A 22,876-nucleotide genomic window follows, 5' to 3' on the forward strand; every position below is an offset into this window, starting at 1 on the left:
AAGTGCTGCAACGAACTTGGCGTCATGCAATCGCGGGCCCGGGTCGGATCCTCGGCTGACAACGCCCTCGCCGAATCGTTCAACGCCACGCTCAAACGAGAAGTCCTGCAAGGACGCCGGACCTTCGCGAACGCATTGGAGGCTCGCTTCCAGGTCGAGTCCTGGATCACCGATTACAACACGACCCGGAGACACTCGTCTCTGGGCCAGATCTCACCGATCGACTACGAACAACGGCAAGCTAGCCTCGCCATCGCCGCATAGGACGGTGTCAACACCAAAGGGGTAAGCCCCGGGCTTGCCGAGCAGACCGAGCCCAGCAACGACGGCCGTACCGGTACCCCAGACCGCGACCGGCGGGGCGGCCAGTGCGAGGGCCGTACCGGTAGCGGCCAGGCCCAGGCCGGTGGCGGCGCATACGATGCCGCGCCAGCGGACTCGCCGATCCCGCAGCCGGGCCAAGCTCTGGTACGCCTGCCAGTCGTGACCGGCAACGGCGTCGGCGCGGGCGGGGCGGCCCTCGGCATCCGACGCCCAGTGCCAGACCGCACCAGTGAGGCGGGCCGTACCGACCGGCGCCCACGCGAGCAGTCGGGCGCTGTAGAGCGGGAACCGCACCGCGTGGTAGGCGCACCGGTACGCCGCGAGACGCCCGTACCGGGCGGCCTGGTCGAGCAGACCGGTACGGGACGTGGCCCACGCCGGAAGGATCGGCGCGCGCTTGTCGGTGGTCGGCGCGTCCCATGCCGCGTGCGCGACCGCATCGTCGACCAGGACCGCGCCAGCGTCGGCGTAGTCGTCGTCGGGGGTGATGGTCTCGATTTCGGGCTTGCGGCCGTTGACGTCGTCCTCGGCGGCCTGCCAGTCGAAGTTTTCAATCGTCATAGTGGTTGGCTCCCTTCCCTCTCAGGGGGTGGTGGGTGTGGCGCGGTCGAGCAGCGATGCCGCGCCACACCCGTGGCGGTACGTCAGTTGGCGGACGGGACGGTGGTGGGCTCGGCGGCGAGCGCGAGGACGCGGCGGGCCCGGTCGGTGCCGATGCCCAGATCGGTGCGGGCCCGGTTGATCGACACCGGTCGGCCGGTGTCGGCCTCGATAGCGCGGATGCGGTCGACCAAGGCGGCATCGGTCGGGCCCTTGCCCTTGCCGCGCTTGGCGGTACCGGTACGGGCCTTGCGATGCGGCTTAGCGGGAACCTCGGCGTTGGTCCGGTTAGTGGTTGTGTCCTTGGCGGCGCGGTCGGTCTGCTTGGTGGCCTTGCGCTCGGCGCGGGTCAGTTTCGCGGCGTCGCGGCGTGCGGCCTTCTCAGCGGTCTTCGCGTCACGCTCGGCAGTGCGGGCGGCATCGGCCTTAGCGGCGGCCCGCTCGGTCCGGTCGGCGTCGACCCGGGCGAGCAGCTCGGCGGCGCCGGTGCCGACACGCGAGCGCACATCCAGGCTCCAGGCGGCGAAGGTCGAGCGCGGGTAGCGGACCCAGCGGCGCCACCCGAACCGCTCGGGCGGGTCGGGGATGAGCCCGAGGCGGCGCAGCGCGTCACGATGCTTGGCGCCGGAGCGGACCTCCCACACCACGATCGCGGCCAGGGATGAGGCGCCGAGGACGGCGGCCATGACCAGGTCGTCGGCGTGCGCGCCGAAGTTGATCGCGGCCGCGAAAGACGCGGCGACCCAGGTCATGATGCGCGGGGTGAGCGCGCGTTCGCCCTTGAGGCGCTGCTGGTGGGCCGTCAGCGCCATCGACAGGGCGGTGCCTTCCAGGAACGCGGCCATGCCGATCCCGATCGCGACCGGCCAGCCGCGCTCGGTGGCGACCGAGATCTGGCCCGAGACGGCCACGTACAGGGCCATGCCGTAGATCCCAGCGGAGTACACGGCTGGGGCGTTGCCGCGCGCGTAGCCGATGACCGAGGCGAACGCCTCGGAGTGGCGGGCCGCGCGGGCCTCGCGCCGCTGGGCGCGCCGCTGCGCCTTCCGAGCCGCCTCGGCGTCCCGAGCGGCGGCCTTGGCCTCACGCTCAGCCAGGGCGGCTTCGGCGCGCTTGCGCGCCAGCTCGGCTTCAGCCTCCTTGGCGCGGATCTTGCGCTCGGTCTCAGCGTCAGCCGCGGCGATCTTCGCGTCGGTGGTCGCGGCGATCCGGTGTGCCTTGGCCCGAGCGTCCGCCTCGGCGTACGTGGTCACTGGAGCGGTCATCGCTGGTCCTCCTTTGCGGGCAGGGCCGTCGCGACAGCGGCGGCAAGCTCGTTGGCGGGGGTCCACAGGCCCAGTTGGCCTCGGGCCGGGATCGGGTCGAGGAGCGGGCGGACATTGGCCAGGACCCAGTGCCAGGTCTCGGGGCCGTGGTCGCCCCAGCGGGCACATGCGCCGCTGTTGCAGCGCCAGGGCCAGCCCGAACCGTGGCACTCGGTCAGGTCGGCGACGGCGACCACGGCCCCGAGCGGCAGCGCCTCACGCTCGGGAACCGCCGATTGCCCGAACCGCCCCCGGGCCCGGGCCCACTGGGCGACCGGGAGGGTCTTGGCGGCGTGGATCAGAACCGGGCCGCGCCAGTGCGTGCGGCGAGTGCGGTTCTCGACGGTCTTGCCGCCACGGGCGATCAGATGCGCCCAGGGCTGGCGAACGGTCAGCGCCCGGATGACGGTGACGGTCATGCCGCCACCTCCACAGCGTCCGCACGGGCGGCCTCGATCGCCTTGGCGACCAGGGCCTCGGCGGCCTCGGCATTGACTTCCCAGGGCCAGAAGAACAGGCGCAGGGTCACCGCCAAGCCCGCCAGGTGCACCCGCACGGCGAACATGGTTGGGCCGGGCTCGCTCTCGGCGACCTTGACGGTGTAGTCCTCAACGCCTTGGTCGACCAGCCAGGCCGCGAACGCTTCGGCTTGGGCCTCGGTACCCCTCGGCGTACGGGATTTCACCGGGGAGGCACTGAGCCGGGGGTTGCCTGCGCAGTCGGTGAGGCAGTTCAGCCGCAGCGGCGGCAGGTGCGCGGGCAGGTGCGGGCCGAACAGGTCGGCCAGCGCAGCCGAGCGCGCACGGTTGCGGAGCTGCGCGATTTCATCCTCGACGCTCATATCGGCGGCGAACATCTCGGCAGCGAGGTCGGCGGTGGTGATCGCTTCGGTCACGGCAGCCTCCTACGACAGTGAGAAGTCGACGCCGGAGGCGTCGAGGTCGTCGAGCGCGCCGATGGCGTCGAACTCGACCAAGCGGTCAAGGACAGAGATCTCAGCGGCGATGACAGGCCACTCGGCCTCGATCGCGGCCAGCTCAGATGCGGTCGGCTCGGAATCGAACCAGTCGAGCGCGGTCTTAGTGGTGGTCACAGGTGCCTCCCAGGCAGTGTCTTGGCGGACGGGATTGGCTTGGCTCATCAGCGGGCCGGGAGCCACCCGACACCGGACCAGGCGTGCCGCCTGGTTTCGCCCTAGACGTTGGCGCCAGCGGCGATCAGCACGGACGCGACGAACAGGCATCCGGCGTGAAATGACTGGTCGAGCAGGTACGGGCCGTTGATGCCGCCGCCCTTGACCTCGGTGAACTCGCCATGACCAGTGGCGCGGGCCAGCCACAGCAGCGGAGCCCGACGATCAGCGAAGTAGTGCGTGACAGCGGAGAACACCAACCCAGCGACGGTGAACGGCACCGACAGCGGCAGGCCGACCACGAACACCAAGGCCAGCAGCGCCGCAAGCGCCGTGGCCGTATAAGTGACGACGTGAGCGATGCAGTGCAGGCGGCCAGACCATCCGGACTCAGCCTTGGCCTGGCTCTGGTGGTGGCTCTGCACCCAGTGGTCCCCCACCTGGTGCGCGGCCCACAGCGCGCCATACACGGCTCCGAACGACGCGATAGCAAGGGTGTTCATCAGCAACTCCAGGTCTTTCATGACGGACGAAATCGGCTTGGCTCATCAGCACCCCGGAAGCCACCCGGAATGGACCAGACCCGCCCCCGTAGCACGGGCCTGGTTTCGCCTAGCGGCTCCTGCGAGAAGGCCAGCGAGACTCGCTCCAGCCGCGCTCGTCTTCCTGGCGCGACTGCTCCAAGGCGGTCTCGGCCTTGCGGACCTCACGCATGATGCGGTTGGTTTCCTTGCGGTCGCCTCGCTCGTCAGCGGCCATCGCGCCATCGAGCAGGCGGTTGTACTCGTTGCGGTAGTGGTTGGTGTGTCGGCTCCACATGGCGTTGCTCCTTATGCAGGTTCGGCTTGGCTCATCAGCGGGCCGGGAGCCACCCGGGCCCGGACGCTCGACCCCTATGCGGGGCCGGGCGTTTCGCCGGTCAAACGGTGAGCTGGGCGAACTGGTCACGCAACAGGCCGACATGGGCGGCGAAGAGCTCCCCGCCCCGATCGGCGACCGCGACGGCCAACTGGGCGTAGGAGGCGGCAGGCAGCCAGGCCGCCCGGCGCGCGTCGTCGCGGCCGTCCACCTCGGGCAGAGCGGGCGTGTGGAGCACGGCGACGCCGGGAACGGTGACCATCCACGCGGCCCGGCCCGCACGCGGGTCCGGGACGTACCGGCCCGGGAGCATGGCGAACGCCTCGGCGTCGAGGACGAGCCCGGTCTCTTCGGCCAGCTCACGCGCGGCAGCGGTCTGGGGCGTCTCGCCGGAGTCGAGCATCCCGCCCGGCAGTGCCCAGCCGTGGTCGTCGCCTCGCTCGACCATCAGCAGGTGCCGGGCGCCGACGGCGTCGAAGGCGAACACGATCGCGTCGGCCGCGACGGCCTCACCCCAGTGCCACAGGCCGCCCCGACCGGCGGGCAGGGACGGCTCGACCGGGTTGATCGGCAGGCCATCGACGTCCACGTTGAACGGGACCACCGCGCGCTCCTGCCGCACCGGCCAGTCGATGACGCGCGGGTCGGTGGCATCCGGGCCACCCGAAACGGTGATGTTGAAAGACATGCATTGCTCCTGTCGTGTCTTGGCGGACGGGAAGGACACCGGACGGTGGCCTCGTGTCGCTGGCCACTTGCCGTGACCGGCGATACATAGAAGTTATCAGTTGATAAGTTTCAGAGTCAACTGATACCTAGAAAGTTCCCGAATGTTGGGAATGTTGGATTAATGCCGCTGGTAGATGCTGTTCACCTACAGAACGCAGCTGATAGGCTTGCTCTCAACTGAGAGGATGTGGGATGACCGACGAACGAATGCTGGTTACCGGAGGCTCCAAACACGAGCAGATCGCCAGGATCATCAGGAACGACATTGAGTCGGGCAAGCTCCGCCACGGCCAGAAGCTCCCATCCGACCGAGAGCAGGCGGTGCAGTTCGGCGTCAGCTCCCCCGTCGTCGCCAAGGCAATGAGCAAGCTGACCGATGAAGGTCTCGTCATATCGAAGCCGCGCGCGGGACGGGTCGTCCACGCTCCCGACCAGGCGGAAACCCGAGAGGTGGAGACCTCAATGCCCCATCTCATCCTCATCGGTGGTTACGCAGGCAGCGGAAAGTCAGAACTTGGCAGAACGCTGGCACGTCTGACAAGCTGGGCGATGGTCGACAAGGACACGACCACGCGCCCCGTCGTCGAGACGGCCCTTGAGGTGATGGGCACTTCGCCCAACGACCGCGAGTCGGACATCTACCTCAACCAGGTCCGACCGCGCGAGTACGAAGCGGTAATGGCCACCATCACTGAAAACCTCACCTCTGGAAGCAACGTCATTGCCACAGCTCCCTTCATCAGGGAGTTGAAGGACGAAGCCTGGATTCAGCGCCTCCAGTCTCTCTGTGACGCAACCGGAGCCCGGCTGATGGTCATCTGGGTTTACTGCGACGCCGAGTCGATGCACACATACCTACGCGGTCGAGGTGCCGCGCGGGATGCGACCAAGCTCGCAAACTGGAGTCAGTACCTGGCCAACATCGACCTTGACTACCGCCCCGCCATAGACCATTTCGTGGTCGACAACTCTCTGAGCGGTTCGCCGCTGCTCGATCAAGCCAAGGAACTGGTGGCCAAGCTCCGCCAGTGAGCTGAAGCTCTGAGTCCTTGGCCAATATGGCCAATATGGCCAGAATTTCAAAACGTCGCTTCTGAGCTGGGGAAATGTCCTGAACTCCGGCATGGCCAGAATTCGGACAGAAATGGAGGAGGCATGGCCAGAATTCCACGGGCAGGCCGCGCCGGACTGAATTCTGGCCATGTCCGGTTGATTTCTGTCCGAATTCTGGCCATGCCGACGCATCGGGTATTTCCGCAGGTCAACCCGCACAAGCTGGAATTCTGGCCATATTGGCCATTTTGGCCAGGGGTCTTACGTCTGGGGTAGCGGATAGAGCCGTGGCCATCGCTTGGGGTCGGCGTCCGGGCATGGCCAGGTTCGGCGGCAGCACTGGCAGATGCACATATGGCGGGTCGGTATGTGGAAGGCGGCTGAGTTGCGGGCCGCTTGCGGCGCGTTGGTCGGCGCGGAGGGCTGCTCGTGGTCACGGTCGGCGGACATCGGGCCGTGCGCCTCCTCGCAGTCGTAGAGCGTCGAGCCTGGAAGGACCTCAGTCTACGATAAGACGTCTATAGTCGTCTAGATACGTTGATCCTGCTAGGTGGGCGCGCCTTCACGTCTAGCGTCAGGCTCATGGACCCAGACGCCGAGATCGACCACGAGGGCCCGGTGCCGGTCTTCCGGCAACTCGTCGAAATCCTTCGCGCCCGCATCGACCGTGGCGACTGGCAACCCAACCGCCCGATCCCCTCCGAGGCCCAACTCGTGCAGACCTACGGCATCGCCCGTGAGACCGTCCGCAAGGCCATCCGCGTTCTCGTCGACGACGGCGTCGTGTTCGTCGTTCACGGCCGAGGCACGTTCGTGTCCCATCCCGATATCCAAGGCGAACAAGCCGATTGACCTCGAAAAACGGTCCGCTCAGCGCGCTTCAGGCGATCCGGCCCTATATCTAAGCAGGGACAGCGTCTAAAAGTCGCTTAGAATGCCCCTCAGAGGGTTGCATTTCCGCAGGTCAGAGCCTATACTAAGCATTTCTGGCGCTTGGCTTGGGCGCGAGCACTCTCGCTGAGCATCGGGTGTCAACTACCGACCCCAAGGGCCGGGTTCAGGGTCGAATCTGGGGCCGCAAGTCAGAATGTGGTCAGATTTTCGGGGGGATCTTGCCTAGGCAGCAGGTCACGGCGGGTTCGTTCGTCGGTTTCCTAAACCGTGCGTCGCAGGTTCGAATCCTGCCTGGGGCACCCATGGACACAGGTCAGGGCCGGGTATGCACCCGGCCCTCAGCCTTTCCCGCACCCCTGGAACGGATCCGGAACGGATGGGATCGGCCGGCCGGTCGACGCGAGCGCGGACGCGCGGCGAGGCTTCGGCGCCGCCGCGGGTGATGGCGAGGGCAGAGGTCGGGCGCCTGGACGTCCTCGACGGCGGCGGCCTCAAGAGCACGGCCGCGAGGACGGCGGGCCGGGGGCCCCGGCGGATTTCATGCCTCGGCACGGCCGTGACAGCGCGGGGACGGGCCTCTGACAGGACGGCGGGCGATCGTTGCTTCAACACAGCAACGACCTGGAGGAAGACCATGACCCGCCACCTCAGGATCCCCGTCGCCGACACCGTCCTGGACGCCAACGACACCGGCGGCCCCGGCCGCCCCGTCGTCTACCTGAACGGCGGCTACGCCGGACAGCGGCCCTGGCGGCCCGTGCTCGCCGAGCTCGGCGCCGACTACCGGCACATCACCTTCGACCCGCGGGCCCGAGGCAAGTCGGGGCGCTCGGCGGACAACTCCTTCGAGGCGTGCCTCAGCGACATCGACGCCGTCCTCGAAGCCACCGGCGTGGAACGCCCGCTGCTCGTCGGCTGGTCCTACGGCGCGACGCTCGGAGCCCACTGGGCCGAGCGGAACCCGGACCGCGTCGCCGGAGTGGTGTCCGTGGACGGCGCCATGCCGTACGGTCTGACCGGCGAGGAGGGCCGCGAGCGGATCCGCAGGCTGTTCCACAGGATGCGGTGGCTGCTGCCGCTGGTGCGCCCGCTGGGCCTGTCCGCGAAGATGACCGCCGCCGAGCACGCCGAGAACAACATCGAGGTCAACGAGATCACGGCCGCGATGGCCCCGGTCCTCGAGCGCATCGCCTGCCCGGTGCGGTACGTCCTGGCCACCAGCGGCAACCTCGGCGCGGGCGACGAGGAAATGGAAGCGGTGCGGGCCTCGCTCGACCCGGTGCTCGCCCGGAACCCGAACCTCCAGATCAGCGCGAAGGTCGACAGCAACCACTCCCAGATCCTGCGCAAGGACTTCCGGGCCGTCGCCCGGGCCGTGCGCGAGACCGAGGCGGCCGTTGTCGGGCAGCGCTGACCGCACCGTCCATCGACAACGACTCAGGAGGGCGCCATCATGCCTGCTTTCGACACTCCCGCTCCGATCTCCGCCGTCGTCGACATCGTCCTCGGGGACGTCCGCTTCATCGCCTCGGACCGCGCCGACACCGTCGTCGAGGTCCACCCGCTCGACCCGTCCCGGCGGCTGGACGTCGAGGCCGCCGAACGGCTCGGCGTCGAGTTCGCCGACGGGAGGCTGACGGTCGCGCCGCGCGCGGCGTCCGCCGGCAAGCACGGCTCGGTCAGGGTGCTGGTCGAGCTGCCGACCGGCTCGGACGTGCGCGGCCAGACCGAGCAGGGCGAGCACCTCGTCCGAGGCGCGGTCGGCTCGTGCCGGCTGACGACCGCCATCGGGGACATCCGGGTCGGTCGGGCCGCCGAGGCGCGATTGCGGGTCGGCGACGGCAAGGTGATCGTGGACCACGTGACCGGCCGGGCCGAGGTCCGCGGCAACGGGGACGTCCGGATCCGCCGGGCCGACGGCGGCGCGACGGTCGAGAACGCGGGCGGCGACATCGTCGTCCACCGCGCCCGGCCCGAGCTCACCGGGCGAGCGTGACCTCGGCCAGCTCGCGCCAGTCCGAGCCCTGCCCGTCGCGGACCGCCTCGGCGAACGCCGTTTCGCCGAGGCGGCTTCGCGCGTCCTCGGCGATCCGGTCGGCGTCGGGCTGGGAGCGGTCCGGCGTGCCGCGCACGCCGTCGCTCGCCGCGAGCAACCGCACGGCCTGCTCCTCGTCTCCTCGGCGCATCGCGAGGTCCGCGATCCCCACCAGCGCCTGCGCGATCATCGGCGGATAGCCCAACTCGACGGCGGCGCGGAGCGCCTCGGCCCGGTGGGCGCCGGACCGGTCGAGGTCCTCGGCGAGGTAGCCGCGCAGGTGCTCGGCCATGACGTGGATGCCGCTGCGTTCGCCGCCGGAGTTCTCGACCGTCGCCAGCTGCTCGCGCGCCGCTTCGGGCTCGCCGCGCCACAGCGCCAGCTGCGCCCTCGCGAACGCCAGCTCGGCGAGCGTGTCCGGCCAGGTGATCCCCTCGGCGAACCGCCGCGCCCGCGCCATGGCGGCGTCGCAGGACCGCTCGTCGCCGAGCATCCAGTACAGCCGGGCCTGCCGCGTCCGCAGCCCGACCACCTCTTCGGTGGAGCCCAGCGCGGTCAGCGCCGCGATCGCCTCCTCGTAGTGCTCGCACGCGGACGCGAACTCGCCGCGCGCGGCGAGCCGGTCGGCGAGGAAGGTCAGCGCCGAGGAGACGCCCCACCGGTCGCCCAGCGCGCGGAACTCGGCGAGGGCGGTCTCGATGTCGTCGTCCACATCGGTCTCGTCGCGGCCGAGCGAGAGCCGCAGCCGGCCGCGGGCGAGCCTGGCCTGCGCGCGCACCCACGGGTCGGCGTCGGCGACGAGCGGGTCGAACGCGGGCAGGAAGTTCTCCGGTTCCCGCAGCATCCGCTCCAGCGGCCGGACGAAGCCGAGCATCGGGTGGTGGTACCCGCTGCGCTCGGCGGACCGGTGCGCCTTCTCGATCCACTCCCGCGCCCGGTACTGGTCGCCGCCGTACCCGGAGGACAGGAACAGCGCCACGAGGTTGTACACCAGCGCCCGCACCTCGTCGGGCACCTCGCCTTCGAGGGAGGCGGCGGCGACGGCCAGCTCGGTGCCCTCGGCCCGGTGCCCGCCGAGGTACCAGTACCAGCCCGCGGCCCCGGCCAGCCGCATCGCCTCCTCGGCCCGCCCTTCGGCGACGGCGCCGCGCAGGGCTGCGCCGATGTCGTCGTGCTCGGCTTCGAGCGCGGCCAGCCATTCCAGCTGCTCGGCGCGGCGCAGGTGCGGGTCGGCGGTCTCGGCCAGCTCGGTGACGTGGGCCAGGCGCGCCTGGCGCGCCGACTCGGCCTCTCCGGCCTCGGCGAGCCGCTGCGCCGCGTACTCCCTGATGGTGCCCAGCATCCGGTACCGCGGCGCGCCTTCGCCGTAGGAGCGCAGCAGCGACTTCTCGGTCAAGGAGGTCAGCAGGTCGAGCGCGTACTCCCCTTCGGGGCACACCCGTTCGGCCGCTTCCAGGCTCACTCCGCCGGTGAACACCGACAGCCGCCGCAGCAACCGGCGTTCGGCCTCGCTCAGCAGGTCCCAGCTCCAGTCCACGACGGCGCGCAGCGTCCTGTGGTGGGGCAGCGCCGTGCGGCTGCCGCCGGTCAGGAGCTGGAAGCGGTCGTCGAGCCGGTCGGCCAGCTGCTCGACGGACATGGTGCGCAGGCGGGCCGCGGCCAGTTCGATCGCCAGCGGCATCCCGTCGAGCGCCCGGCAGATCCGCGCCATCGTGGCCACGGTCCGCTCGTCGGAGCCGATGTTCCTGCGCACCGCCTCGGCCCGGTCCCGCAGCAGCCGCACCGCGGGCGAGGAGCCGGCCTCCGCCGGGTCCGCGTCCTCGGCGGGCACGGCGAGCGGCTCGACCTGCCACAGCGCCTCTCCGGTGATGCCGAGCGGTTCCCGGCTCGTGGCGATGATCCGCAGGTTCCGGCATTCCCCGAGGAGCCGGTCGGCGAAGACCGAGACCTCCTCGATCATGTGCTCGCAGTTGTCCAGGACCAGCAGCATCACGCGCTCGCGGACGGCGGCGACGAGCCGGTCCGTCGCGTCCCCGGCCGCGGCCCCGCCGGACGGGGCCTGGTCGCGCAGGCCGATCGCGGTCAGCGCGGCCTGCGCGAGCTCGCCGCCCGCCCGCAGCGGGGCCAGTTCCACCAGCCACGCCCCGTCCGGCAGCTCGCCGAGCATCCTCCGCGCGGTCTCGGTGGCCGTTCTGGTCTTGCCGGAGCCGCCGGCGCCGGTCAAGGTGACCAGGCGGTGCCCGGCGGCGAGCGCGGCGACGGCGGCGACGCCGTCCTCCTTGCCGACGAAGGCGGTCAGCTCGGCGCGCAGGTTCGTCCTGCGGTTCTCCGCCCGCCCGCCGATCTCGCCGCGCAGCAGCGCGGTGTGCAGCGCCGACAGTTCGGCGGAGGGGTCCGCTCCCAGTTCGTCGGCCAGCCGCTCGGACAGCTCCCGGTAGACCGTCAGGGCCTCGGCGCCCCGGCCGGAGTCGGCGAGGGCGCGCATCAGGGCCGCGACGAAGCCTTCCCGCAGCGGGTACCTCGCCACCAGATCGGTCAGTTCGGGGACCAGGTCCGCGCCTCGGCCGAGGCGGATCTCCGCGTCCACCCGGTCCCCGAGCACGGCGAGGCGGCGCTCGCCCAGCCCGGCGACCTCGGCGTCGAAGGCCCTGCTGCCGAGCAGCGCGATGCCTTCCATGGGGCTTCCGCGCCACAGGTCCAGGGCCGAGCGCAGCAGCTCCACCCGCTCGGGGTCCTCGGCGGAGCGGGAGCGGGCGAGCAGCGACTCGAAGCGGCTCACGTCCACTTCGTCGGAGTCGACGACGAGCCGGTACCCGCCGGACTTCGCCTCGACCGAGCCGTCCGGCAGGACCTTGCGCAGCCTGGAGACCAGGACCTGCAGGGCGTTCACCTCGTCGGCGGGCGGCTCCTCGCCCCAGATCCAGTCGACCAGTCTCGCCCGCTGGACGATCCGGCCGGGTTCGAGCGCGAGCGCCGCCAGCAGCGCGCGCAGGCGGGCGCCGGGGACCTCCACCGCGGCCCCGTCGCCGGTCTGGACTTCGAACGGGCCGAGTATTCCGATTCGCACGTCGGCAATCTTGCCGCATCGGCGGCCGTGGCATCCAGGCCGCGTGCCCGGCTGTGTCGACCACTCGGTGGACAGCCGGATTCGGCCGCGCGGTCGTCGCGGCGGCGAGCGCGGCGGGCCACGCTGGACCACATGAACGACACAGCGATCCGAGTGCGCGGCCTGCGCAAGCGCTACGGGGGAACCCCCGCGGTCGACGGCCTCGACCTCGACGTCACCAGAGGCGAGACCCTCGCCGTCCTCGGCCCCAACGGCGCCGGCAAGTCCACCACCGTGCAGATCCTCTCCGCCCAGCTGCCTCGGGACGGCGGCGAGGTCGCCGTGCTCGGCACCGACCCCGCGCAGGCCGACCGGCGCTTCCGCTCCCGCCTGGGCATCGTCTCCCAGACTGCGGGCGACCTGCTCGAACTCACCGTCGCGGAGGTCGTCAGGCACTTCGCCGGCTACTACCCGCGCCCCCGCGACCCGGGCCGCGTGATCGCCGAGGTCGGCCTCGCCGAGCAGGCGAAGCGGAAGATCCGTCAGCTCTCCGGCGGCCAGCGCCGCCGCGTCGACGTCGCGCTCGGCGTCGTCGGCAACCCCGAGCTGCTGTTCCTCGACGAGCCCACCACCGGCTTCGACCCCGAAGCGCGCCGCCGGTTCTGGGACCTCGTCCGCTCCCTGGCCGCCGACGGCACCACCATCCTGCTCACCACCCATTACCTCGACGAGGCCGAGGCGCTGGCCGACCGGATCGCCGTCATCGCGTCGGGCCGCATCCGCGCCTGCGGCACCGTCGCCGAGCTGGTCGACGACCGCGAGGTCACCGTCTCCTGGCGGGACGGCGGCAAGACCACCGACACGCCGGCCGCGCTGATCGCCGAACTGAGCGCGGGCTACGCCGGCGAGGTCCCCGGACTCACCGTCACCCGCCCGTCCCTCGAAGACGCGTATCTGCGCCTGACCGGTCAGGAGGCGATCGCATGACCATGCCGAACGCCCTGAGCATCGGGGCCGCCCGCGGCGCCGTCGAGCTCAAGCAGTTCTTCCGCGAGCGCAGCTCCGTGGTCTTCACCTTCACCTTCCCGGCCGTGCTGCTGGCCCTGGTGGGCTCCATCTTCGACAGCGACGCCCTCACCGGGGCCGTCGGCGGCGGCCAGGTCCTCACCGCCAGCTTCGCCGCCGCCGGGATCGTCTCCACCTCGTTCGTCAACCTCGGCACCGCTCTGGCCGTCGAGCGCGACGACGGCACCCTGAAGCGGCTGCGCTCCCTGCCCATGCCGCCGGTCTCGTTCTTCCTGGGCAAGATCGTGCTGGTCGTCGTGGCCAGCGTCGCCGAACTGGTGCTGCTGCTGGCCATCGGCGTGCTGATGTTCGACGTCGCCCTGCCGAGCGAGGCGAGCGCCTGGCTGACGGTGGCGTGGCTGTTCGCCCTCGGGATCACCGCCTGCTCCCTGCTGGGCATCGCCGCCTCCAGCCTGGCGCGCAGCGCCCGCAGCGCCGGGGTGATGACGACGCTGCCGTACACGGTGCTGCTGTTCATCTCCGGGGTCTACACCCCGATCCAGACGCTCCCGGACTGGATGGCCGGCATCGGCTCGGTCTTCCCCGTCAAATGGCTCGCCCAGGGCTTCCGGGCCGCGCTCCTGCCCGAGCACATGGCCGCCCAAGAGCCGGCCGGGCAGTGGGAGCTGGGGAAGGTCGCCGTTGTCCTGGCGCTGTGGTGTGTTGGAGGATTGGTGCTGTGCCTGACGACCTTTCGCTGGCGGAGCAGTCTCACCCGATGAGGCAGCACGCGTGGAGCCGGAGCTTCCGCTACTGGGAGTGGTTCTTCGCGCTGTCCACCGCGGCCGTGACGGCGCTGGTGTGGAACGCCGCCGACTCGGTCGGCGGCGGCCTGGCCGCCTCGGCGTGGATCGCCGCGCTGGTGCTGTGGTACCTGGTGCTGGGGCGGCGGCTCATCACCGTCGACCTCAGCGTCGCCGAGCCCGACACCCGGCTCGCGCACCTCTACCGCCTCGGGGTGACGGCGCTGTTCATCCCCTTGGCGCTGACCGAGCGCGAGGCCCTGCTGCTGCTGGTGCCGCTCATCTCGCATCTGTTCTGGCTCGTCCCATGGCGGCCGACCGTCCCGGTGGTGGTGGCGCTCAACTTCGTCCAGGTGCTGGTGCTCGCCGTCGACGGCGAGCCCCTCGGCACCGTACTGGAGGCGGTGCCGTTCTGCGCCGCCGGTGCGGCCCTGTCGGTCGCCTTCGGCGTGTTCATCCACCGCGTCATCGACCAGAGCGTCGACCGCTTCGAGCTGATCGAGGAGCTCAAGGACAGCCGCGCCGAAGTGGAGCGGCTGTCCCACGAGGCCGGGGTCGCCGCCGAGCGGCGGCGCCTGGCCGCCGAACTCCACGACACCGTCACGCAGGGGCTGAGCAGCATCGTCATGCTGGCCCAGGCCTCGCGCGCGGCCGTCGACGAACGGCGGCGCGAGGAGCATCTGGACCTGATCGAGCGGACCGCCCGCGCGAATCTGGCCGAGGCCAGGGCGATGGTGGAGGCGCTGGCGACCGACGACGCCGGGCCGGTCCAGGCCGAGGCCTCGCTCGCCGAGCTGGCCGAGACGGCGGGCGCGGCGTTCGTCGTGGACGGCGAGCCGCGGCACCTGGCGCCCGCGACGGCGGTGGCGCTGGTGCGGGCCGTGCAGGAGGCGCTGCGCAACGTCGACAAGCACGCCGCGGGCGCGAGCGTGCGGGTGCGGCTCGCCTATCGCGAGTCCGATGTGGCAGTGTCGGTCGCCGACGACGGCCCCGGTTTCGACCCCGAGGCCCCCGCTTCCGGCTTCGGGCTGCTCGGCACCCGCAACCGGGTGCTCGGCCTCGGCGGGAGATTCGAAGTGGACTCGGCTCCGGGCCGAGGAGCGACGGTGCGACTGGAGGTGCCCGCGTGATCAGGGTGATGCTGGTGGACGACCATCCGGTGGTGCGGGCGGGCCTGCGCGGCATGCTGTCCGGCGAGCCGGACATCGAGGTCGTCGGCGAGGCCGCCTCGGGCGCCGAGGCGCGGACGACGGCGGCCGCTCTGGCGCCGGACGTCGTCCTCATGGACCTGCGCATGCCCGGCGGCGACGGCGTCACCGCCACCGGGCACCTCGCGAAGACCGCGAACGTGGTGGTGCTGACCACCTACGAGACCGACGCCGACATCGTCCGCGCCGTGGCGGCCGGGGCGGTCGGCTATCTGCTCAAGGACACGCCGATCGCCGAACTGGTGCGGGCGATCCGGGCCGCGGCGCGCGGCGAGACGGTCCTGGCCCCGTCGGTGGCGGCGCGGCTGGTCGGCACGGTGCGGTCCCCGCGCGGCCACGAGCTGTCCGAACGCGAGCTCGAGGTGCTGCGCCTGGTGGCCGACGGCGCCTCGAACGCCGAGATCGGCAGGCGGCTGCACATCAGCGAGGCCACGGTCAAGACGCATCTGCTGCGCAGTTACCAGAAGCTGGGCGTGGGCGACCGCACGGCGGCGGTGACGTCCGCGATCAGGCGCGGGCTGCTCGAGCTGTGAGCGGACGGGACGGAAGCCCCTTGAGGCTCAGGGGTTCTCGGATGTATCGCCTGGCAGACGGGAGTGTTTCGACTTCAAGGCATTCCTGGTAAAATGGCCGGTCAAGCCGCCATGGCGATGCCGGGGCGGCCGCGGTGACGCTTCCGCGGACGCGTCCGCTTGCCGTCGCGCTGACGCTTGCGGAAGCGCACATTTGCCGTCGCGCTGACGCTTGCGGAAGCGCACATTTGCCTTGCCCCTGTGGAGCTCGGGGAGGCCCCCACCGGCCTCCCCGAGTCTCTTCCCACCAAACAGAGCAAAGTCTGCGTCCGCGCCGGGCTTCCGCGCCTAGCGGAAGCGGGCGGTGTAAATGTCGCCGTCGCGCACCCATGCCAGTTGGAGCGCGTCGAACATCTCCTCCACGATCTCCTCGTCCGGCAGCCCGTAGAGCTTGCCGACGCTGCGGCCGCGGTAGTGCCACAGCAGCCCCGCCTGCACTTGTCGCGCGTCGGCGAAGTGCTTGCCGCACGACATGGCGCAGCGGTATATCGCCTGGCCGTTCCTGTCGTACTCGATCGCCATGACCTGCTGGCACATAGAGCTCCGCAGCTTGCCTGCCGCGGCCGCCTGTAGCAACGTCTGGGTCTGTAGACGCTCCACCATGGCACCCAACCCCTCTCCGGGCGACGATCAAGACCTGCCGGGGTGCGGCCCGACGAGGTACTGCCAAACGACTCGATCCGGTTGTGCGATGTGGGTCGCCGCGTTGCGATGGCGGTTGCCGTCCAAGGAGTCGCATCACACGGCCCCTTGGACGGGTCCCCACCGAGCATCGCGCCGAAGCCGGTTGTTGCCTGAGTCTGCGATCACGATCGCATGCCCCAGACGAAAATGTCTATGTGCAGTATCACATTCATCCTAGCATGCATTCACACGGGGCAGATGCACGTGCAGATGCCCGCGAATAGGATCGTGCAGACTACCGTGCGTAGTGTGCGACACTGTGCATGACAGCACAGGGAACGACGGAAACACCCGGTAAGCGGCCTTTCGGCCGCGGACGGCCACCGCCGGTGCTCGCTGCGCATGTCATTTGAAAGATCGAGATACCGGCCGGTTCGCCGGCCACTGGTGGAAGGAATTTCGATGGACAAGGCACGCAACGGAATCCCCGCGGGAGAGCTTCCCGCGTCGATCACGTGGCAGAAGAGCAGCCGCAGCGGCCCCAACGGCGGCAACTGCGTCGAACTGGCCGCCCTGCCCGGCGACCAGGGCGTCGCCGTCCGCAACTCCCGCGACCCGGAGGGCCCGGCCCTCGTCTACACGGTCGCGGAGATCAAGGCGCTCATCGAGGGCGCCAAGGACGGCGAGTTCGACAACCTGATCGCCTGACGACCGGTCGGACGCGCGTCACCCGCGCTCCACTCTCACCCTGACAAGGGGATACTCTCCGGTTACCCTGTCAGGGTGAGCTATTCGTCCTTGGCCGCCTCTCCATCGAGACCCCAGGAGGTGAGAGGCATATGAGCATGACCCCTCCGACCGGAGGAAGTCCGGGCGGCCCCACCGCCCTGCGCATGATCATGGGCGGCTACCTCCGCCGACTGCGAGAGGCGAAGGGCATCACACGCGAGGACGCGGGCTACGAGATCCGCTCCTCGGAGTCGAAGATCAGCCGCATGGAACTCGGCCGCGTGGGCTTCAAGGTCCGCGACGTCGAGGACCTGCTGCGCATGTACGGCATCACCGACGAGGCCGAGGTCGAGCGCCTCATCGCGCTGATCAAGCAGGCCAACCAGCCCGGCTGGTGGCACCGCTACGGCGACGCCCTGCCGAACTGGTTCAGCGCCTATCTGGACCTGGAGGGCGCCGCCTCGATGATCCGCACCTACGAGGTGCAGCTCATCCCCGGCCTGCTCCAGACCCGCGAGTACGCGCGGGCGCTGCTCATGCTCGGCTTCGGGCACACGCCGCTGCAAGAGATCGACGACCGCGTCAACGTGCGCCTGTCGCGCCAGGACATCCTCACCAAGGACGACCCGCCCACGCTGTGGACGGTGATCGACGAGGCGGCGCTACACCGGCCGTTCGGCGGCAGAGAGGTCATGCGCCAGCAGCTCCAGTCGCTCATCGAGGCGTGCGACAAGCCGAACGTGCGCATCCAGATCGTCCGCTTCTCCTCCGGCGCGCACTCCGGCGCCGGCGCCCCGTTCACCTGGCTGCGGTTCGGCTCCGAGGACCTCAAGGACGTCATCTACATCGAACACCTCACCAGCGGCCTGTACCTCGACCGCGACGACGAGGTCGACGCCTACCAGGCGGCCATGGAGCACCTGTGCGTGCAGGCCGCCCAGCCCGCGCAGACTCCCGACATCCTGCGCGAGATCCTCAACGATCACTACTGAGCATGACGTCGCACAGATCTGTGCGACGAATGAGTTTCACTCTTTCGGCGGACATGAAAAAGGCGCGTGGCCGAGCCACGCGCCTTGCCTATGGGGACGTCAGGCCTTGTAGGCGACGCCGGCCATCATGATCCGCTGATGGTCTTCGAGGTCCTCGACGGCGGGAACCTCCCGGTCCGGGTCCTCGGGGAACCAGCGCGAGATGAAGTCCAGTCCGGGCGGCTGGAGCGGCAGCCCCTGGAAGTGCGCCTCGATCTCCTCCGGGGTGCGGCTCCACCCGTTGCCGAGGGCCTGGAGGCAGGAGCGCTGGAACGCGTCCTGCTCCGGGCGGCCGGTGTCGACGAAGTCGGTGATGTGCAGGTACGAGCCGCTCGGCAGGGCGTCGACCAGTTCGCGGATCCAGTTGCCGGGCTGCTCGTCGACGTGGAAGTGCATGATCAGGCCGATGATCATCAAGCCGATCGGGCGGTCGAAGTCGAGCATCTTCAGCACGTCCGGGTGGTTCAGGATGCTCGGCGGGTCCCGCAGGTCGGCCGTGGCGATGGAGGTCGACTCGTTCTTGGCCAGCAGCGCCCGGCCGTGCGCGAGCACGATCGGGTCGTTGTCGACGTACATCACCTTCGCGTCGGGGTTGATCTCCTGCGCCACTTCGTGAGTGTTCCGCACGGTCGGCAGCCCGGCGCCGATGTCGAGGAACTGGTCGATGCCCTGCTTGGCCATGTAGGCGACGCCCCTTTCGAGGCCGGCGCGGTTGTCGAGGCCGGCCTCGCGCGCCCCGGGGAGGTACTTCAGCATGATGGCCGCGCCTTCGCGGTCGACCGCGAAGTTGTCCTTGCCACCGAGGACCGCGTCGTAGACACGCGCGATGGTGGGCTTGCTGATGTCGAAATCGGGAGTGTACGGCGGGTCTTCGCCGGGGACGGTGACGGCTTCTTCGCTCATCGGCACACCTCTTCCTCGAAGGAACGTTGCGATCATCGTACGACCGATGAAGCCGCAGGCCAAGAGCGGGATACTTCCGCACGCACGTACGGATCCGTTGGGACACAAAGAGGTCAATCACCACAGTGGCAACATCGGTCGCTCTGGTGACGATGTGGACGGCGCCTGGCGGCCCGGCCGCCGAGGGCGGCCGGGCCGGGCGTCACTCCTCTTCCTCTTCGCCCTGTCCGGCGGCCTCGGGGTTCTCCGCGACCCACTGGCCCACGGTGTCGTCCTTCAGCGCCTCCCACAGGCCCGGGGCGTGCTCCTCGTCGGGGGCGACCCCGGAGGGCCCGCCGCCGACCGTCGGCATGGTCATGAAGACGATGTCGTCGCTGCGCAGGTGCATGAACTCGATGCCGGTCTCGACGACGTTGAACTCGGTGTCGACCTTGATCGCGTCCGAGACCGAGTCGATGAACGAGGTCAGCTTCGACTGCGAGGTGAGGACCTCGGCGGTGACCGCCGCGTCCATGATGGCCTTGATGAGCTCCTGCTGGTGCCGCATGCGGGCGAAGTCGCCCTCGGCGTACTGGTAGCGCTGGCGGACGTAGTCGAGCGCCTCTTCGCCGTTCAGGGTGTTCATGCCCGCCTCGAAATAGCGGTAGGGCGGGTGGATCGACTCCACGCCGCCCTCGTCGTAGTAGTCCGGGGCGTCGGCGTGCTCGACGTTCATCTGGACGCCGCCGAGGGCGTCGACGACCTGGACCAGGCCCGCGAAGTCGATCTCCACGATGTGGTCCATGCGAACGCCGGTGAGCTCCTCGATGGTCTGGACCGTCAGGCTGGCCCCGCCCCAGCCGTAGGCGGAGTTGAACTTGTCCTCGGCGCCGGTGTAGTCGGCGTACTCCGCGTCGGGGTCCTCGGGGATGTAGACCCACGTGTCGCGGGGGATCGAGATGCCGTAGGCCTCGTCGCCCGCCTCGTTGACGTGCATGATGATGCAGGTGTCGCTGCGGGCGTCGTCGCCCTCTTCGCGGGCGTCCGAACCGAGGACGACGACGTTCATCGCGCCGGTGGTCTTCTCGGGGCGGTCGTCGAGGCCGCCCAGGTCGAAGGCCCGGTCGAGGTCGTCGTTGGCGCCGTTGGCGGTCGCCCACACGGCGGCACCGCCGCCCGCGGCGGCGACGGAGGCCACCAGTCCGACGGCCGAGCCGATCAGGCCGCGCCGCGTCGGGCCGCCGCCGGTCGGCGCCGGCGGGGCGACGCGCGCGCCGCCACGGGCGCTGCCGCCGCCCGGCACCGAGGCGCTGCCCCGGTAGTTGGAACCGGAATAGGTCATGGCCCCAGCTTACGCAATGGCGACATCATGGCGCTGACCACGCTTGTTCACGGCTCGCGCGCGTCGCCGCGGGCGCTGACGCACGGCTTCTCGTCCTCGCGGGGACGGCTCACCTGCCGCCGGTGAGCGCGGCCGCGTCCTCCCCTTTCGAGGCGGCGGCGAAGTAGTCGATGGTGGTCTTCAGGCCGGCCTCGTAGTGGACCTGCGGCTCGTAGCCGAGCAGTTCGCGGGCCGCGGTCAGGTCGGGGCGGCGGCGCTCGGGGTCGTCCGAGGGGCGGTCGGTGTACTCGATGGTCGAGGCCGAGCCGGTGAGGCGGATGATGAGCTCGGCGGTCTCGCGGACCGTCAGCTCGTACTCGGTGCCCAGGTTGACCGGGCCGTACTCGCCGGACTCCAGGAGCATGACCAGGCCGCGGACGAGGTCGTCGATGTAGCACAGGGAGCGGGTCTGGGAGCCGTCGCCGTGGACGGTCAGGGGCTCACCGGCGAGGGCCTGTGTGATGAAGGTCGGCACGAAGCGGCCGTCGTCGGGGCGCATCCGCGGGCCGTAGGTGTTGAAGATCCGCACGATGGCCCCGTCCAGGCCCTTGTGGCGCTGGTAGGCGGCGACGGCGGCCTCGCTGAAGCGCTTGGCCTCGTCGTAGCAGGAGCGCACGCCGATGGGGTTGACGTTGCCCCAGTAGGTCTCCGCCTGCGGGTGGACGAGCGGGTCGCCGTAGACCTCGGAGGTGGAGGCGAGCAGGAAGCGGGCGCCGTCGGCCAGGGCGCGGTCGAGCGCGTGGAGGGTGCCCACGGAGTCGACGCGGAGGATCTCGACCGGGAGGGTGGCGAAGTCCACGGGGCTGGCGGGGCACGCGAAGTGCAGGACGGCGTCGAACGGCTCGTCCCCGACGGGGAGGCCCTCGGTGACGTCGGCCTCGACCACCGTGAGCTTCGGGTGGTCGGCGAGGTTGTCGCGGGAGCCGGTCGAGAAGTTGTCGACGGCCGTCACGTCGCAGCCGCGCATGAGGAACGCGTCGACGAGGTGGGAGCCGACGAGGCCCGCACCGCCGGTGACGAGTATCCGGCTGCCTGTTCCGTAAGAAGTCATCAATTCCCCAGATTATCAGGGTTCCCTGATTGTTCACCTGCTCGTAACCGGTCAGTAGGCGCCTTGCCGGCGCAACACTACCGCCACGGTGCGGAAGAGAATCTGCAGGTCGGTCGTGAGGGACCAGTTGTCGACGTAGTAGAGGTCCAGGCGGACGGCGTCGTCCCAGGACAGGTCCGAGCGTCCCGAGACCTGCCACAGGCCGGTGATGCCGGGCCGCACGAGCAGGCGGCGGCGGACGTCCCCGAGGAAGTCGCCGTTCTCGGCGGGCAGCGGGCGGGGGCCGACGAGGCTCATCTCGCCGCGGACGACATTGATGAGCTGGGCGAACTCGTCGATGGAGGTGCGGCGCAGGAAGCGGCCGACGCGGGTGATGCGCGGGTCGTCCTTCATCTTGAACAGCAGGCCGTCGGTCTCGTTGTGCATCATGAGCGCGGCCTGGCGTTCCTCCGCGTCGATGTACATCGTGCGGAACTTCCAGCAGCGGAAGGTCTCGCCGTCGCGGCCGACGCGCGCCTGGCGGAAGAAGACCGGGCCGGGGCTGTCGACCTTGATGGCGATGGCCACGGCCAGGAACAGCGGGGACAGGACGACCAGGCCGATCACCGAGGAGGAGATGTCGAGGATGTTCTTGATGAGCCAGCCGACGCCGGAGATCTTGGGCTCCTCGACGTGGAGGAGCGGGAGGCCCTCGACGGGGCGGATGTGGACGCGGGGCCCGGCGATGTCGGTGAGCTGGGGGGCGACGACGAGGTCGCGGCCGGTGCCCTCGAGCTGCCAGGCGAGGCGGCGCAGGTCGCCGGCGTCGGCGGAGGCGGTGCCGCAGACGGCGAGGGTGTCGGCCTCGAGCTGCTCGGCGCAGGTGACGACGTCGGTGCCCGCGAAGACGGGGACGGGCGTGTCGAGGTTGCGCACCGAGGAGGCGCCCTCGGTGACGTAGATCCCGACGGGGACGAGCCCGGCGGCGGGGGCGCGGCGCACGGTGCGGTAGACCTCGAGGGCCTCGGGGTAGGAGCCGATGAGCAGGACGCGCTGGACGGCGCGGCCCGCGTCGCGCATCTTGTGCAGGCCGATGCGGGCGGCGTAGCGGCAGGCGGCGATGAGCAGCGAGGCCGAGAGCAGGATGACGGCGACGGCGACACGCGAGACGTCGGCCTTGAAGGTCAGGGCCAGGAACGAGACCAGGGCGAGCATGAACATCGAGGCGCGCACGACGCGCTTGAACTCGTCGTTGCCCAGGCCGAGGTAGCGGCGGTCGTAGGCGCCGGTGCCCCACAGTGACAGCAGCCACGCCAGCGGCAGCAGCAGCCATACCAGGAAGTAGAAGAAGCCCATCTGGCCGTCTTCGAAGCCGGCGTCGGCGTGGGGGGTGAGGTTGACGGCGATGGCGGAGCCGACGAGGGCGGCGGCGAAGTCGACGCCCACGAGTGCGGCCTGGTAGGAGCGGTGCCAGTTGGAGGCGCGGACGAGCCTGCGCCATGCCGAACGGGTGACGCCGTTGGTGACAAGCTGCGGATCACCGTCCTTCTGCTTGCCAGCCACGTAGGTCCCCGTCCGTTCGTACTTCCCGGCTGGGTATTGCTTCGGGCGTTCCAGGCTAGTCGCCACTGCACAT

At 70.2% G+C, this 22,876-nt stretch carries 25 protein-coding genes; 11 read left to right on the forward strand and 14 right to left on the reverse strand.

Annotation, left to right across the window (positions count from 1 at the left end):
* Positions 1-264, forward strand: a 264-nt coding sequence (locus tag YWW_RS35310) for an integrase core domain-containing protein (RefSeq protein ID WP_035705106.1), incomplete at its 5' end; no start/stop codon positions are given.
* Here YWW_RS35310 and YWW_RS0121440 read toward each other — a convergent pair.
* The 8 genes from YWW_RS0121440 to YWW_RS37875 form a co-directional block, all read right to left on the reverse strand.
* Positions 214-885, reverse strand: a complete 672-nt coding sequence (locus YWW_RS0121440) for a hypothetical protein (protein ID WP_026931712.1) — start codon at positions 883-885, stop codon at positions 214-216. The genes YWW_RS35310 and YWW_RS0121440 overlap by 51 nt on opposite strands.
* A gap of 83 nt (positions 886-968) precedes the next feature.
* Positions 969-2,189 carry a DUF2637 domain-containing protein gene (locus tag YWW_RS32150; protein ID WP_081687657.1) on the reverse strand — a complete coding sequence of 407 codons (1,221 nt, stop codon included), beginning with the start codon at positions 2,187-2,189 and terminating at the stop codon, positions 969-971.
* Positions 2,186-2,647: an ASCH domain-containing protein gene (locus tag YWW_RS0121450; RefSeq protein WP_026931713.1), complete on the reverse strand. Its 462-nt coding sequence runs from the start codon at positions 2,645-2,647 to the stop codon at positions 2,186-2,188. Before YWW_RS0121450 ends, YWW_RS32150 begins: the two co-directional genes overlap by 4 nt.
* Positions 2,644-3,123: a hypothetical protein gene (locus YWW_RS0121455; RefSeq protein WP_026931714.1), complete on the reverse strand. Its 480-nt coding sequence runs from the start codon at positions 3,121-3,123 to the stop codon at positions 2,644-2,646. The genes YWW_RS0121450 and YWW_RS0121455 overlap by 4 nt, the downstream gene beginning before the upstream one ends.
* Positions 3,124-3,132: 9 nt before the next feature.
* A complete protein-coding gene (locus YWW_RS32155; protein ID WP_035698901.1) occupies positions 3,133-3,321 on the reverse strand; it encodes a DUF6284 family protein in 189 nt (62 codons plus the stop codon).
* 101 nt (positions 3,322-3,422) lie between these two features.
* Complete coding sequence (locus YWW_RS0121465; RefSeq protein WP_211228651.1) at positions 3,423-3,884, reverse strand: DUF3307 domain-containing protein; 462 nt, start codon at positions 3,882-3,884, stop codon at positions 3,423-3,425.
* Between the two features lie 88 nt (positions 3,885-3,972).
* Positions 3,973-4,179: a hypothetical protein gene (locus YWW_RS0121470; protein ID WP_026931716.1), complete on the reverse strand. Its 207-nt coding sequence runs from the start codon at positions 4,177-4,179 to the stop codon at positions 3,973-3,975.
* Between the two features lie 100 nt (positions 4,180-4,279).
* The gene (locus YWW_RS37875) at positions 4,280-4,906 is read right to left on the reverse strand and encodes an NUDIX domain-containing protein (RefSeq protein ID WP_051326158.1); all 627 of its coding nucleotides are present in this window, start codon (positions 4,904-4,906) and stop codon (positions 4,280-4,282) included.
* 233 nt (positions 4,907-5,139) lie between these two features.
* On the opposite strand from YWW_RS37875, the gene YWW_RS0121480 reads away from it, so the two are divergent.
* The 4 genes from YWW_RS0121480 to YWW_RS32165 all read left to right on the forward strand — a co-directional run bounded on the left by YWW_RS0121480 (position 5,140) and on the right by YWW_RS32165 (position 8,890).
* Entirely contained in the window at positions 5,140-5,979 is an 840-nt protein-coding gene (locus tag YWW_RS0121480; protein WP_026931717.1) for a GntR family transcriptional regulator, read from the forward strand.
* A 603-nt stretch (positions 5,980-6,582) separates the two neighbouring features.
* Complete coding sequence (locus tag YWW_RS0121485; protein WP_026931718.1) at positions 6,583-6,852, forward strand: GntR family transcriptional regulator; 270 nt, start codon at positions 6,583-6,585, stop codon at positions 6,850-6,852.
* 676 nt (positions 6,853-7,528) lie between these two features.
* Positions 7,529-8,308, forward strand: a complete 780-nt coding sequence (locus YWW_RS0121490) for an alpha/beta fold hydrolase (protein ID WP_026931719.1) — start codon at positions 7,529-7,531, stop codon at positions 8,306-8,308.
* A gap of 39 nt (positions 8,309-8,347) precedes the next feature.
* A complete protein-coding gene (locus YWW_RS32165; RefSeq protein ID WP_051326159.1) occupies positions 8,348-8,890 on the forward strand; it encodes a DUF4097 family beta strand repeat-containing protein in 543 nt (180 codons plus the stop codon).
* On the opposite strand, the gene YWW_RS0121500 is transcribed toward YWW_RS32165, so the two are convergent.
* Positions 8,874-11,996: an AfsR/SARP family transcriptional regulator gene (locus YWW_RS0121500; RefSeq protein ID WP_026931720.1), complete on the reverse strand. Its 3,123-nt coding sequence runs from the start codon at positions 11,994-11,996 to the stop codon at positions 8,874-8,876. The two genes, YWW_RS32165 and YWW_RS0121500, sit on opposite strands and share 17 nt — an antisense overlap.
* A 132-nt stretch (positions 11,997-12,128) precedes the next feature.
* Between YWW_RS0121500 and YWW_RS0121505 the strand changes: the two genes are divergently transcribed.
* Genes YWW_RS0121505 through YWW_RS0121520 form a run of 4 tightly spaced genes read left to right on the forward strand, consistent with a single transcriptional unit; the run spans position 12,129 to position 15,524 of the window.
* Positions 12,129-12,962 carry an ABC transporter ATP-binding protein gene (locus YWW_RS0121505; RefSeq protein ID WP_026931721.1) on the forward strand — a complete coding sequence of 278 codons (834 nt, stop codon included), beginning with the start codon at positions 12,129-12,131 and terminating at the stop codon, positions 12,960-12,962.
* Entirely contained in the window at positions 12,959-13,762 is an 804-nt protein-coding gene (locus tag YWW_RS0121510) for an ABC transporter permease (protein WP_051326160.1), read from the forward strand. The genes YWW_RS0121505 and YWW_RS0121510 overlap by 4 nt, the downstream gene beginning before the upstream one ends.
* Positions 13,759-14,913 (forward strand): sensor histidine kinase, encoded by a 1,155-nt coding sequence (locus YWW_RS0121515; protein WP_026931723.1) that lies wholly within the window; start codon positions 13,759-13,761, stop codon positions 14,911-14,913. The genes YWW_RS0121510 and YWW_RS0121515 overlap by 4 nt, the downstream gene beginning before the upstream one ends.
* Positions 14,910-15,524: a response regulator gene (locus YWW_RS0121520; protein WP_026931724.1), complete on the forward strand. Its 615-nt coding sequence runs from the start codon at positions 14,910-14,912 to the stop codon at positions 15,522-15,524. Before YWW_RS0121515 ends, YWW_RS0121520 begins: the two co-directional genes overlap by 4 nt.
* Before the next feature lie 327 nt (positions 15,525-15,851).
* Here the strand turns inward: YWW_RS0121520 and YWW_RS0121525 are convergent, their stop codons facing one another.
* Complete coding sequence (locus tag YWW_RS0121525) at positions 15,852-16,166, reverse strand: hypothetical protein (protein WP_026931725.1); 315 nt, start codon at positions 16,164-16,166, stop codon at positions 15,852-15,854.
* Positions 16,167-16,649: 483 nt separating this feature from the next.
* On the opposite strand from YWW_RS0121525, the gene YWW_RS0121530 reads away from it, so the two are divergent.
* Positions 16,650-16,895 (forward strand): DUF397 domain-containing protein, encoded by a 246-nt coding sequence (locus tag YWW_RS0121530; RefSeq protein ID WP_026931726.1) that lies wholly within the window; start codon positions 16,650-16,652, stop codon positions 16,893-16,895.
* A gap of 131 nt (positions 16,896-17,026) precedes the next feature.
* Positions 17,027-17,908: a helix-turn-helix domain-containing protein gene (locus YWW_RS0121535; protein WP_051326161.1), complete on the forward strand. Its 882-nt coding sequence runs from the start codon at positions 17,027-17,029 to the stop codon at positions 17,906-17,908.
* 99 nt (positions 17,909-18,007) lie between these two features.
* Here YWW_RS0121535 and YWW_RS0121540 read toward each other — a convergent pair whose 3' ends face one another.
* From YWW_RS0121540 to YWW_RS0121555, 4 genes are all read right to left on the reverse strand, one after another.
* Entirely contained in the window at positions 18,008-18,850 is an 843-nt protein-coding gene (locus YWW_RS0121540) for an SAM-dependent methyltransferase (protein WP_026931728.1), read from the reverse strand.
* Positions 18,851-19,052: 202 nt separating this feature from the next.
* The gene (locus YWW_RS32170; RefSeq protein WP_051326162.1) at positions 19,053-20,171 is read right to left on the reverse strand and encodes an LCP family protein; all 1,119 of its coding nucleotides are present in this window, start codon (positions 20,169-20,171) and stop codon (positions 19,053-19,055) included.
* Positions 20,172-20,280: 109 nt separating this feature from the next.
* The gene (locus YWW_RS32175; protein WP_051326163.1) at positions 20,281-21,261 is read right to left on the reverse strand and encodes an NAD-dependent epimerase/dehydratase family protein; all 981 of its coding nucleotides are present in this window, start codon (positions 21,259-21,261) and stop codon (positions 20,281-20,283) included.
* Between the two features lie 51 nt (positions 21,262-21,312).
* Positions 21,313-22,803, reverse strand: coding sequence for a sugar transferase (locus YWW_RS0121555; protein ID WP_026931729.1), 1,491 nt, complete (start codon positions 22,801-22,803; stop codon positions 21,313-21,315).
* Between the last annotated feature and the right edge of the window lie 73 nt (positions 22,804-22,876).

The organism is Glycomyces tenuis DSM 44171 (assembly GCF_000427885.1).
Classification (GTDB): domain Bacteria; phylum Actinomycetota; class Actinomycetes; order Mycobacteriales; family Micromonosporaceae; genus Glycomyces; species Glycomyces tenuis.